The following is a 12995-nucleotide window of genomic DNA, read 5'->3' as shown; positions in this document are numbered from 1 at the left end:
CAACCTAATTATGCAGCTCTCTTCTATTTCTTATAATAAACGTAGACAAGAGATGAGAGAGGGAGCGCACATGAAACGACACGGATTTATAAATGATTTGAACAAATACCGCACGATTCTGCTGATGCTAACGCCCGCTGTTTTGTTTTTCCTGCTGTTTGCTTATGTACCGATGGCAGGAATAATCATTGCGTTCAAGCATTATGATTATGCCGGCGGTATTTTTGGAAGCGCGTGGAACGGGCTTGATAATTTTCGGTTTTTCTTTGAATCGGGGGACGCTTGGAGAATTACGAGAAATACGGCTCTCTATAATATCGCATTTATTATCGTAAATAATATCTTGCAAATTTTTACCGCGATTCTATTGTTTGAGGTTGGGGGCAAGTGGTTCCGTAAAATTACGCAATCTATTCTGTTTCTCCCTTATTTCATTTCATGGGTCGTTGTTGGCGCAATTGCTTATAATTTATTGAATTTCGATATTGGTACCGTCAATTCCCTGCTGAGAGGAATCGGCATGGAGCCAATCGACATCTATAATACACCCGCTTATTGGCCATATATTTTGACGATTGTGTCCGCTTGGAAGATGCTTGGTTATGGTACGGTCATGTATCTGGCAGCAATTACGAGCATCGATACGGAAATGTATGAAGCGGCTGAGATCGACGGAGCGAATGTGTTCCAGCGTATCCTGAAAGTGACGATTCCAAACTTGTATCCAACCGTTATCATTCTAGTGCTGCTCGCGGTAGGCAATATTTTCAGAGGCGATTTCGGAATGTTCTACAATATGGTCGGTAACAATGGTGTTCTATTCTCATCTACCGACGTAATCGACACATTCGTATTCCGGTCACTGATTACCTCGAATGATATTGGTATGTCGGCCGCAGCCGGAGTTTTCCAATCCGTTCTTGGATTTACAGCCATCATGCTCGTGAACTACTCAGTTCGCAGGTATGACAAAGATCGGGCGTTATTCTAATGGGAGGTAATATGATATGAGTGGAACTGAGCTTGAAGTGAAACCAGTAAGATCACAACAACGGGATCGCCAATTGCTTTCCGTTATCGGCTATATTTCTTTAACTGTCCTGGCTGCTCTATGCATCCTGCCTTTTATTCTAATCTTATCTTCGTCACTGTCCGAAGAAAGTACGATTGTTACAGAAGGGTATCAGTTTTTCCCGAGTGCATTTTCATTCGAACCCTATAAAATTCTGTTTAAGTACCCTGAGCAAATTATACGGGCATATTCGGTGACATTGGCTGTTACCGCGATCGGAACCGTTATCGGATTATTTCTGACAGCGATGACCGCGTATTGCTTGTCCAGAAGAGATTTCAAATGGCGTAACCAATTTTCATTCTTCTTCTTCTTTACCACATTGTTCAGCGGCGGCCTTGTGCCTTGGTACCTTCTGATGGTCAATTACTTGCACATGAAGGATACGATTCTGGCATTGATTATTCCGCTGCTGCTCAACGTGTTTTATATGATCGTTATGAAATCGTTTATGAGCAATATCCCGGAAGCGATTGTAGAATCGGCTAAAATAGACGGTGCAGGCGACTTTCTCATTTTCCTTCGTCTGATTCTTCCGCTCTCGAAGCCTGCACTCGCAACCATTGGATTATTTCTTGCTCTCGGTTATTGGAACGACTGGTATAACGCCTTGCTTTTTGTCTCGGATGAAAAGCTGATGCCTCTCCAATACTATCTATACAAAATGCTAGGCAATATGGATGGCATGCGCAAGGCGATGATGGGCTCAGGCGCAGTCGTTACCAATGTGCTGCCTACTGAAGGCTTGAAGATGGCGATGACCGTTGTCGCAAGCGGCCCGATCCTAGTCGCGTATCCGTTTATTCAGAAGTACTTTGTTAAAGGCTTGACGATTGGCGCTGTTAAAGGATGATTCCAAGGAAACTTGGTTTATCGATAAATACGATAAATAATAAGGGGGATATACCAAATGATTAAAAAGAAAAGTATAATTATGCTCGCTTTGATCATGGCAATGGTGATGATCATCAGTGCTTGCGGAAGCAAGAACAATAACGCACCTGCTGCTACCCAGACACCAGACGGGGGAGAGACAAGCACGAATACGGAGCAAGGCCAAGGCGCAGCAGATACATCAGAGGCTGTTAAACTTAAAATGGTGTTTGTAGGACCTAAACCGGTTGATTATGATAGTGTTTTTGCAGCTATTAACGAAAAATTGAAAGCAAAAATCAATGTAACACTTGAAGGTGAATTTCTGGATTGGTCCGATTGGGCACAGAAATATCCGTTGAAGCTTGCGGCTAATGAAGATTTCGACCTTATCTATACGGCCAACTGGGCTGGATATAATGACCAAGCGCTTAAAGGCGGCTTTCTTGAATTGACTGAAGACATGATTAAAACCTATATGCCTGAAACTTTTAAAGCAATGTCCGATGTTAACTGGGATCAAGCGAAAGTAAACGGCAAGCTGTATATGGTTCCTCAGAACCTTGGTGAATCCGTAGAGAAACTTATTCTATACCGTGAAGATTTGCGCAAAAAATACAACCTGCCTGCAATCGACAGCCCGGAAACATTTGCAAATTATTTGAAAACAGTGGCAGCTAACGAGAAAGGAATCACTCCTTTCACACCGGAAACTGGCGACTGGAAGATGCATAACCTAGACCGCATCATGTTGAAGCAGCAAAATGATTGGAACCTGTTTGATTTAGATATTCCACTCGGCTTTAAAATAACGGATGAAACGGGACAGATCTTTAATGTCTATGAAACACCGGAATTTAAAGAGCAGCTTCTTTACTACAAAGACCTTGCGGACAATAATGCTTGGTCCAAAAACGTACTGAACAACAAAAACGATCATCAGCAGGATTTCAGAGAAGGTAAAACCGCAGCTATTACTCATAATATGGGTACGCTCGGCTCTCTCATGGCCTTGATGCGCCAAACCAATCAATACGAAGTTGCACTTGCTGACATTAACCCGAACAATAAGAAATCCCAAGCGGTTGCTACACAGAACGGGGTATCCGTACATGCGACATCGAAACATCCGGAACGCGCTCTTATGTTTATTGATTTGATGCAAAATGACCAAGAACTGCATGACCTTATTAATCTCGGTATTGAAGGCGTTCACTACACAGCTGTTGGCGATGAAAAATTCCAATCAACAGACAAAAGCCCGAACTACACTGGCTTCTCCTTCTGGGGCTTCAACTCCCCTCTAAACCGTGATAACGAGTCGTTCCCTGAGGAAGCGACGGCTATGCAAAACGGTTGGGACAGCAACGTGTACCACTACCCGCTTGAAACTTTTGTTTTCGATAACAGTAAAGTAAAAACAGAAGTTGCCAATGTAAGTAATGTGATGCTTCGTTATGCGATTCCACTGGAGTACGGTGTGATCAAAGACGTAGAAAAAGGCCTTGAAGATTTGAAAAAACAAGTCAAAGCAGCAGGTATCGATAAGATTCAGAACGAGCTGCAAACCCAAATCGATGCATTCCTTGCAGCGAAAAAATAAACAACAGGAGAGAAGGCCGCGGCCTTCTTAACTGAACCCTTAGTCAAAGAAACTTGAAAAAAGAGTATTAGGCCGCACGTCAGAGATGGCTCCTGTATTGAACAGGAGCCATCTTTTTTAGTCCCCGCTGCTATCTATGATGTGGTTCGAATCAAATAACGGAACCGAACATTTAATATGTTCTGGTCATTAGGTCCTATAAGACGCCGAAGGGATCGGGACTGCCCGCAATAAACTCGGTTTTTTCATAATTATTAACGGTTTTTTGGATGTTCTCCGATGTTATATCGCTGTACTATCGAGTGGTAGATGTCTTGCTTTGAAAAATCCGACATAAAGGATTGCTCTGGGAAAGAGGAGGTATGCAAACATTTCGGTTACTCAGCCCCAACATAGACGCTTTTGCACAAGTGAATTGAAAACGCTTACTACATCTTAGTGCTGCTAAATGAGGCATTTTATTTGAGGAAAGCGGGGGATTCATGTTATATGCGAAGAAATCCAAAACGTCTTTTTAAGATACTGCTGGCAGCGGCCGTTATAGGCTCGACTGTCATGCCTGGCTTGCCGCTCGGTTCACGGCAGGTGAATGCAAGCGCGGAGCAATGGGTGGGGAAATTCGACTTCGGCACTGCCGCGAGCCCGGTCAAGGAAGGGTTTACGGCTGTTAATGAGGCTCAGCTTTATACGGCAGAGGCGGGTTATGGCCTCAGTGCGGCGCTTGCGTCCCGGAATCGCTCGGGCGGCGACGAGCTGACCAATGATTTTGTGCTCGGCAGCTCGTTTTCCTTTTACGCGGATCTACCTAACGGCGAATATGATGTCACCGTTTATTCAGGCGATCTTCTAACAGGAACAAGCACGACAAAAACGAACGTCGCCTTGGAAGGCGTTGCGGCTGGAACGATCTCAACTAGGCAGGCTATTGCGCAAGCCACCTATCGGACCACGGTAAATGACGGGCAATTGACGGTCGGCATTTCCGCATCTACCGGATATGGCTATCTGAACGGACTCGTTATTGAACAGGTCATGCCTGTTCGGCCGGATGCGCCTGCGGGCCTTGCCGTTACAGGAGTGACAAAGAATGACGTGTCGCTTTCATGGGGCAGCGTTGCGGGTGCGGTTCTCTACAAGATTTATCGGACAGAGGGCGGCGGCGCGAGCCTGCTCGCGGGACAATCGACGGGCGCTTCCTTTATCGATACGGATGTAACGGAAGGCAGCAGCTATACGTACGCGGTAACGGCATTGAACGCCGCGGGATTGGAATCCGAGCTGAGCGAGCCGACGGCTGCGGTTGAAATTCCCGCTGCCGTAGCGCCGGCAGCACCGGCAGGCTTAACGGTCAGCGAGGTATTGGAATCAGCCGTAAAGCTAAGCTGGACGGTAACGGACGGAGCGACAGGCTATAAAATTTGGCGTTCCGATGCGGAAGCGGGTCCATTCGCGGAAATCGGGCAATCGGCCGTACCGGCGTTTACCGATGAAGGCGTGGACACTTCCGTACCGCATTACTATCAAATTACGGCATCCAACGATCGCGGCGAGTCGGGTGCGTCGAGTACGGCAGCAAGTGCAGTGTATACTACGCCTGATCCGCTGCCGGACGGAGACGTTCAGCGCTTCGACTTTGGTTCAGGGGCACAAGCGGAGGGCTATACGCGGATTACGTCCGCAGCGGCGTATTCCGCGGCTCTGAAATACGGCTTTGCCGATATTTCAAAGGTGAGCTTTGGCGACAGAGGGACGGATGATGCGCTTAAATCCGACTTTGCCATGCCGTTGAATACAACGTTCAGCGTTGATCTTCCGAACGGCGATTATACCGTGTCGCTTATCGCAGGCGACGCTTCGGAAGCATCGGAAATCGCGATTAAAGCCGAGGCGATTCAGAAGGTACAGCTTACGGGCAAAGTGGCTGGACAGTTTCTGGAGATGGATTTCCAGATCGCTTTGGTGGACGGCCAGCTGAATTTGGAATTCAGCGGGGGCGCACCGAAAATCAATGCGCTGGTCATTACGAAGCAGCAGGTACGCCAAGCAGGCGAGCTCCCGACTGTTTATATTGCCGGCGACTCGACGGTTCAAACGTATGACCCGTATTGGGAGCCGGAAGCAGGCTGGGGCCAAATGCTGCCGCGTTTCTTCAGCAATGGCGTCATGTTCAAAAACCATGCGATCGGCGGCAGAAGCTCCAAGTCCTTCATCTTCGAAGGACGGCTGGATGAGGTATTGCGTGCCATTAAGCCGGGCGATTATTTCCTCGTTCAGTTTGGCCATAACGATGCAACCATCAGCGTTCCTGAACGGTACGCATCGCCAGCAGACTTCAAAAATTATTTGAAAACCTATATTAACGGCACGAGACAGCGCGGTGCTACGCCGATTCTCGTAACGCCAATGGGCCGCAGAGATTTTAATGCGGATACGGGCAAGTTCAACGTCAGCTTTCCGGAATATGTAGCGGCAATGAAGGATGTCGCCGAAGAGCTGAATGTGGAGCTGGTCGACCTAAGTACGCTCAGCGTGGCGTATTACGATTCCATCGGCGCGCAGGCGACCTTGTCTGTATTCCTGCATGTCGAGCCGGGGATTTACGGGGCTTTCCCGAACGGGTCTGCGGACAACACGCACTTCCAGGAGTACGGCGCAATCCAGCTGGCCCGCCTGCTCGCGGGAGGCATTGAGCAGCTGAATGTACCGCTGGCGGATTTTGTTCAAGAGATCGAACAGCCTGAAGCCGTGCCGGCTAAGACTGCCGGGCTGGTCGCGGGCAGCGTCAGCAACGCGGGTGCGCAGCTGCAGTGGAATGCCGTGGAAGGAACGGATATTTATAAAATATACCGAAGGCTCGCATCAGAGCCGGACATGGCCTATGCCTTGATTGGAACAGCAACCGTTCCGAAACTGACGATCGGAGGCATGCTGGAGGGCCAGACCTATACGGTTCGAGTAACAGCGGTTAACGGCCGGGGCGAGTCAGAGCCGTCGAATGCTGTATCGATTACGACCAAATCGGCCCTATACCGTTTCGACTTTGGCCCGGTAGGCGCTCCCGTTGCATCGGGATATACGGAAGTAACACGCAGCGTTCTCTACACGCCGGAGCTTGGGTACGGCCTCACTTCGAGCACGGGCATGATTGATCGCGACCGCGGATCGGCAACGGATGACCTGCGCAGGGATTTTGTAGCGTATTTTGGCAATTCCTATGAATTCCAAGTTGATCTCCCGAATGGCTACTATTCGGTGAAGACGTATACGGGAGACTGGATCGGCTCGACGAGGACGAACGTCAGCATTGAGGGCAAGGATTATGGCACGATTGCTTCGGGCAAAGCCAATATTGCCGAGAAGATGTTTAACCAAATCGCGGTGAAGGACGGGAAGATGAACCTTGTCTTCAGCGGCCAGACGGCTCACCTGAACGGATTGGAAATTACGCCGCTTCTGCTGTCGCCGACGGACCTGACGCTTACCGGCATCGACCTGAATAGCGATCCGGTATCGGCAGCCCTTTCCTGGGGAGCGGTAGACGGCGCATCCGCCTACCGTGTGTACCGTCAAGCGACCGTTGCAAGCAGTCCGGAGCTGCTTATCGAAACGTCGGACACCCATTTTACGGATCTGACCGCCGATGTTGGCTTGGATTACGAATACACGGTTACAGCCGTGGAAAGCACAGGTTTTGAATCGGTAGCCTCGAACGTGCTTACCGTATCCATGATTGATCCAAACGTCGCAAAGGCGGCTGTTCCGACAGGCTTAACGGTGCAGTCGACGAATAAAAACGACATCACATTCACTTGGGATGCTGTAGCAGAAGCACGCATGTTTAATATTTACCGTGCGAAGAAAGCGGATGGGGAATATACGCTGATCGGCAAATCGACAGAGGCCAACTATACGGACACAACGGTATTGACGACTATTTCTTACTACTATAAAGTCGCATCGGTTAACGCAGGAGGCATCTCCGAGCAATCGGCGAGCTTGGAAACACCTGCGGTGACCACGCTATATCGCAATATGGAGTATTTGGACCGTGCACCGGTGGCGGTTAAACAGGATGCAGGCAACTATATCGGTTGGAGATTGCTTGGCTTGGATCCGGAAGCCATTGGGTTTAACCTGTACCGTGACGGCATAAAGCTAAACGCAACGCCCATAACGGATACGACAAACTATGTCGATACGGCGGGTACGGACAGCTCCTCCTACAAATTGACTTCGGTTATGAATGGCGTAGAGAAACCGGCCTCCGAAGCATTCGGCGTATGGCAGAAGCAATATTTGTCGGTTCCCTTGCAGAAGCCGGCGGATGATTATACGAAGGACGGCCAGCCGTACACGTATAGCGCGGGAGATGCGAGCGTCGGTGATTTGGACGGTGACGGCCAGTATGAGATTGTTCTGCTGTGGTCGCCTTCGAACAGCAAGGATAACTCGCAGGGCGGTTATACGGGCATCGTATACATGGATGCTTACGAAATGGACGGAACGCGTTTATGGCGCATTAATCTGGGCCCGAACATCCGCGCAGGCGCACACTATACGCAGTTTATGGTGTACGATTTGGACGGTGACGGACGCGCAGAGGTTACGTTTAAGACCGCAGACGGGACGATTGACGGCCAAGGCCATGCCATAGGCGACGCCAGCGCGGATTATCGCAACAGCGGCGGTTATGTATTGCTTGGCAATGAATATTTGACCGTATTCAACGGATTAACCGGCGGGGAGCTCGACACCGTGGCTTACGATCCACCGCGCGGGGACGTTGGCGCATGGGGGGATGCATACGGGAACCGCGTAGACCGCTTCCTGGCAGGCGTTGCTTACCTGGACGGCGAGCACCCTAGCGTTATTTTCAGCAGGGGCTACTATACGAGAACGGTATTGTCCGCGTACAGCTTCCGTGACGGTCAGCTCGAACAGCAGTGGAAATTCGATTCGAATGACGAGGGTTACGGAAGCTATGCCGGCCAGGGCAATCATAACCTGTCTATTGCCGACGTAGACGGCGACGGTAAAGATGAAGTTTCGTTCGGCGCCATGGCGATCGACGATGACGGCAAGCCGTTATACAATACAGGGCTTGGTCATGGCGATGCTATGCATCTGGGCGATCTTGATCCGACAAGACCCGGGCTCGAATTGTTCGACGTGCATGAGCATACGGATTCTGAATACGGCATGGAGATGCGTGATCCGGCTACGGGCGAAATTTTATGGGGCGTGCATACCGGTATCGACACGGGACGCGGGCTCTCGGCCGATATTGATCCGAACCATGTGGGTGAAGAGGCATGGTCGGCTACAATCACGAACGAGCAGCATATCCCAATTACCGGCCTATACAATGCGCGCGGCGAATTAATTACGACGAATATCCCAACGTCTACGAATTTCGGCGTATGGTGGGATGGCGATCTGCTGCGCGAGCTGCAGGATTATAACCGTATTGATAAGTGGGACTACGCGAGTGAAACGACCGCAAACGTATTTACAGCGGAAGGAGCGGCCTCCAACAACTCGACCAAAGCGAACCCGAGCCTGCAGGCCGATTTGTTCGGTGACTGGCGCGAGGAAGTCATGTGGCGTTCGTCGGACAGCTCGGAGCTGCGCATTTATACGACGACGGATGTAACGGAGCACCGGATCCGCACGTTAATGCATGATCCTGTGTACCGCTTGGGCGTTGCTTGGCAGAACGTAGCCTACAACCAGCCTCCGCATACCAGCTTCTATCTTGGGGCCGATATGACGGAGCCGGCTGCGCCGCATATTCAGTATATTGGCGCACCGCAGCAGCCCGAGGATACGACTGCACCGGCAGTGGCGGGGTTGCCGCCTCAGCAATTAAAGGCAACGGACGTTTACGCCTTGCAAGTAACCGCAGAGGACCTGGAATCGGGTATCCGCAGTTTAGTGTTAACGTTTGACGGAACGGTGATTGAGAACGGAAGCCAGCTTCCATTGAAAGATAATGCAGGTATTCATACGTTTACGGCGGTGGCCGTGAACAATGAAGGACTTGAAACCGCGAAGGCCGTGACGATTATCGTGACAGGAATCGAGAAAGCGACAGCTGTGCCTGGCAAGCCGGTGCTGTCCAATAACAATGGCCATGATAACGGCCTTTTGGATGGCAGCTACAAAATTACGATGAATCTCTGGTACGGCAACAACGGCACGGTGTATAAGCTTTATGAGAATGGATTGCTTATTGATACGCAGGTGCTGACTGACCGCTCGCCTTCGGCACAAACGGCCGAAACGAGCATCACAGGCAAAGTGAATGGCACATACACCTATACCTGTGAGCTGATTAACTCCTATGGGACAACATCCTGCGGATCTCATGAGGCCGTTGTGAAGGATGCTGCGCCTGCAAAACCGGTTTTATCCCATGATAACTGGGATGGAAACGGGGATTACAAAATCACGATGAACCTGTGGTGGGGCACGAACGGCACCACATACCGTCTCTTCGAGAACGGCGTGCTCATCGATACCCAAACGCTGACGGCCAAAACGCCTTATGCGCAAACCGCATTTACCAGCGTGAGCGGCAGAACGTCAGGAACGTACGAGTATCGGGTGGAACTCGAGAACGCCAGCGGCATGAATGAAAGCAGCGTGATGAAAGTTATAGTCAAATAGCTGTACCTATTAAAAACATGCCCGCTGACCATGAAGGTTGGCGGGCATGTTTTATGATACTCGTTCAAAATTACATGCAGCCTGATGTAATCGAAGCCATTGCCAATGATGCTGAGGGACTAGGCTTTAAAATGTCCTGCGATACGGAAACCGGTTCTTTGCTCAGAACGCTGGCGGCTTCCTGCGCGAACGGCAGGCTGCTAGAGCTGGGCACGGGTGCGGGCATATCTACTAGCTGGATATTGGATGGAATGGACCGTGAATCGACGTTATTGACGGTTGAGAGTGACGAAGCGTTGCTGGCCATAGCCAAAAAGCATCTGGGCTCCGATAAGAGAGTACAATTTTTTGCTATGGATGGAGAAATTTTGATAAATGAGTTAAAAGGCGAGGCTTTTGACTTCATCTTCGCGGATACTTGGCCAGGAAAATTCTATGCGTTAGATGAAACGTTGGATTTATTGAAGCCGGGAGGACTTTATATCATTGATGATTTAAACCCGGTTGCGACCTGGTCGGAAGCACATTACCCAAAAGTGTAGATCTCATAAACTACTTAGATGCCAGAGAAGATTTATGGATAACGAAGTTGAACTGGTCTACTGGAATCATGATCGCGACACGGAAGCATTCACGCGGATGAAGTGACTTTTGATTTTGAGGTTTGAGGAGTCATGAAATGAACTTGAAAGTTTTATTTTACCTGGCTGCATTCGGCATGGGACTAGCCCTTCCTTTTCAACAGCTGCTATTTAAAATCATACTTACAGCGATTGTATACTTTATGGATGCCGCTCTAACGGATGAGTCTGAAAAAAGAAAGTACTGCATTTATCTTTTATTTATCATGGGGATTCTGCTTAGTTACCTCTATAAATGGTTTGTTAACTAGATATAGCGTAGGAATCCCGCAAAATAAAAGGACTGGCCCCCCGGCAAAGCAAGCTTTGCGGAGGAGCAGTCCTCTTTGGCATGGAATAAAATTAAAGTACGTTCAAATGTGGGATAACTAACCCCCCGTATGCGAATGCGATAACAATGACGATGGCGGGATGGATTTTGCGGAACTGCATCGCCCAGAAAGCGGCTGCCGCTATGATAAGAGATTGAAGAATACCAATCGATTCGACGGAGCTTTGAGCCATTTGCCAAGTCAGCAGAAGCATCATGACGGCAATGACGGGCTGCACGAGCAGGGTCATTCCTTTTACGACGGGGGATTGACGATGCTTCTGCAGCACTTTAAGCAGCAGGATCAGCGCGACAGCCGAAGGAACGATCGTTGCGGCTAAGGCTAGAAGGATGCCGATCCAGCCGCCGACGTCGTAGCCGACGAACGCGGCTATTTTTGTTGCAATCGGGCCAGGCAGCGCGTTGCCCAAAGCAAGAATATTTGAAAATTCAACCGGCGTCGTCCACGCATGGTTGGTTACGATCTCCCGGTACATGAGCGGGATGGAAGCGGGGCCTCCGCCGTAACCGAGCACGTTGGCAATAAAGAACCCGATAACTAAATTAATCCATTCCACGCGTGACGCCCTCCTTCTGCTGCACGGTACGCTGCTGCTTTTGCTGCTTTCTGCGCTGCAGGGCCCCTACGGTTCTCAGATGGAAAGCGCCGTAACCTAGAAATAATAGAATGACGATAGCAGGATGGATATGAATGCCCTGCAGCAGTCCAAAGGCCAAGGCGAAAAAACCAAAGCCAACGTATTTCCCGAGCCCCTTTACGGCCCTTTCTCCGAATTCATAGGCCATCATGCCAAGCATGACCGCAATAACTGGCGTTACGGCCCCGATCATTCCCTGTATGAACGCCGCGCTGCTGAGAAACTGGACAGTCGTTAACAGCAAAATCATCGCAATGCCGGACGGAACGATATGGGCAAGAACGGATACGATCGCGCCGAGCGTGCCTTTTTCCCGGTAGCCCAGGTAAGCTGCAATCTTTGTGGCGATCGGTCCCGGCAGTGCATTTGCAAGAGCCAAGATTTCGCCGAATTCCTCGTCTTCGATCCATTTGTAATTCGTAACGGCTTCGTAACGGATAAGCGGAATGACGGAGGGCCCGCCCCCATAGCCGATAATGCCGGTCTTCATCATCGCCCATGACAGCTGCATGTAGCGGTTATTCATTATTTTGCTCGCCATATTTTACAGCCTCATTCCCATACGGCTCTTGTAACGGTTAATGAGCACTTGGCAATCGACGCTCATGATACCCGGCAAGGTGTACAGCTTATCCTTCAGAAAATGCTCCATCTCTTGATTGTTGCGGAAAAGGCCATGCATGTGCAGCTTGCTGGGACCGGTCATATGGTACAGGCTGGTGACGAACGGCTCGGTCGAGAGCTGATCCGCGACGGCGTGCAAATGCTTAGGCTCCACCTCCACATTAAAAAATGCCGATACGTGTATGCCGATTCGCTCCGGATTTATCACGGCGGTAAACCGTTCGATTACCCCTCCGTCCATCAAAGCATTGATACGGGATTGAACGGCTACGCGGGATAAACCGATTTCTTTTGCTAAATCGGTGTAAGATATTCTTCCATTCAGATTGAGTTCTGCAATAATTTTGCGATCGATATCATCAATTTCTATCGTATATGTCTCGTCAATTGGTCTTGTTTGCACTTTCTAATCAGCTCCAATCCGTATTTGTTCTATTTCAAGGTGTCTTGTAATATCGTGTTTTCATTACCATATGTATAAATATATACACATTATCAGTCGTTTTCAATACAATAAATTAAAACTGATTACATTTTAGTTGCC

9 protein-coding genes are annotated in these 12995 nt (G+C 49.4%); 6 read left to right on the top strand and 3 right to left on the bottom strand.

Annotated elements, in window-relative coordinates:
• Positions 1-70: 70 nt before the first annotated feature.
• The 6 genes from MRBLPE1_RS27880 to MRBLPE1_RS27855 all read left to right on the top strand — a co-directional run bounded on the left by MRBLPE1_RS27880 (position 71) and on the right by MRBLPE1_RS27855 (position 11109).
• Entirely contained in the window at positions 71-991 is a 921-nt protein-coding gene (locus MRBLPE1_RS27880; protein WP_364152094.1) for an ABC transporter permease, read from the top strand.
• 16 nt (positions 992-1007) lie between these two features.
• Positions 1008-1925: a carbohydrate ABC transporter permease gene (locus MRBLPE1_RS27875; protein ID WP_364152091.1), complete on the top strand. Its 918-nt coding sequence runs from the start codon at positions 1008-1010 to the stop codon at positions 1923-1925.
• Positions 1926-1982: 57 nt separating this feature from the next.
• A complete protein-coding gene (locus MRBLPE1_RS27870) occupies positions 1983-3548 on the top strand; it encodes an ABC transporter substrate-binding protein (protein ID WP_364152088.1) in 1566 nt (521 codons plus the stop codon).
• A gap of 489 nt (positions 3549-4037) precedes the next feature.
• The gene (locus MRBLPE1_RS27865) at positions 4038-10217 is read left to right on the top strand and encodes a fibronectin type III domain-containing protein (protein WP_364152085.1); all 6180 of its coding nucleotides are present in this window, start codon (positions 4038-4040) and stop codon (positions 10215-10217) included.
• 53 nt (positions 10218-10270) lie between these two features.
• Positions 10271-10759, top strand: coding sequence for an O-methyltransferase (locus MRBLPE1_RS27860; protein ID WP_364152082.1), 489 nt, complete (start codon positions 10271-10273; stop codon positions 10757-10759).
• Between the two features lie 137 nt (positions 10760-10896).
• Complete coding sequence (locus tag MRBLPE1_RS27855; RefSeq protein WP_364152079.1) at positions 10897-11109, top strand: hypothetical protein; 213 nt, start codon at positions 10897-10899, stop codon at positions 11107-11109.
• A 91-nt stretch (positions 11110-11200) separates the two neighbouring features.
• Here the strand turns inward: MRBLPE1_RS27855 and MRBLPE1_RS27850 are convergent, their stop codons facing one another.
• Genes MRBLPE1_RS27850 through MRBLPE1_RS27840 form a run of 3 tightly spaced genes read right to left on the bottom strand, consistent with a single transcriptional unit; the run spans position 11201 to position 12854 of the window.
• Positions 11201-11746: a chromate transporter gene (locus tag MRBLPE1_RS27850; protein WP_364152076.1), complete on the bottom strand. Its 546-nt coding sequence runs from the start codon at positions 11744-11746 to the stop codon at positions 11201-11203.
• Positions 11733-12368 carry a chromate transporter gene (locus tag MRBLPE1_RS27845; RefSeq protein WP_308998012.1) on the bottom strand — a complete coding sequence of 212 codons (636 nt, stop codon included), beginning with the start codon at positions 12366-12368 and terminating at the stop codon, positions 11733-11735. The genes MRBLPE1_RS27850 and MRBLPE1_RS27845 overlap by 14 nt, the downstream gene beginning before the upstream one ends.
• A gap of 3 nt (positions 12369-12371) precedes the next feature.
• Positions 12372-12854: an Lrp/AsnC family transcriptional regulator gene (locus tag MRBLPE1_RS27840; RefSeq protein WP_364152072.1), complete on the bottom strand. Its 483-nt coding sequence runs from the start codon at positions 12852-12854 to the stop codon at positions 12372-12374.
• Positions 12855-12995: the final 141 nt, after the last annotated feature.

Source organism: Paenibacillus sp. LPE1-1-1.1 (assembly GCF_040676435.1).
Taxonomy (GTDB): Bacteria; Bacillota; Bacilli; order Paenibacillales; family Paenibacillaceae; genus Pristimantibacillus.
Note: the sequence above shows the minus strand (reverse complement) of the source record. Positions and strands in the feature narration are given on the sequence as shown.

What these genes read in the sequence shown, in the direction of transcription:
- MRBLPE1_RS27880 (WP_364152094.1), top strand. Translation starts at nt 71, where the DNA reads ATGAAACGACACGGATTTATAAATGATTTGAACAAATACCGCACGATT.
- MRBLPE1_RS27875 (WP_364152091.1), top strand. Translation starts at nt 1,008, where the DNA reads ATGAGTGGAACTGAGCTTGAAGTGAAACCAGTAAGATCACAACAACGG.
- MRBLPE1_RS27870 (WP_364152088.1), top strand. Translation starts at nt 1,983, where the DNA reads ATGATTAAAAAGAAAAGTATAATTATGCTCGCTTTGATCATGGCAATG.
- MRBLPE1_RS27865 (WP_364152085.1), top strand. Translation starts at nt 4,038, where the DNA reads ATGCGAAGAAATCCAAAACGTCTTTTTAAGATACTGCTGGCAGCGGCC.
- MRBLPE1_RS27860 (WP_364152082.1), top strand. Translation starts at nt 10,271, where the DNA reads ATGATACTCGTTCAAAATTACATGCAGCCTGATGTAATCGAAGCCATT.
- MRBLPE1_RS27855 (WP_364152079.1), top strand. Translation starts at nt 10,897, where the DNA reads ATGAACTTGAAAGTTTTATTTTACCTGGCTGCATTCGGCATGGGACTA.
- MRBLPE1_RS27845 (WP_308998012.1), bottom strand. Translation starts at nt 12,368, where the DNA reads ATGGCGAGCAAAATAATGAATAACCGCTACATGCAGCTGTCATGGGCG.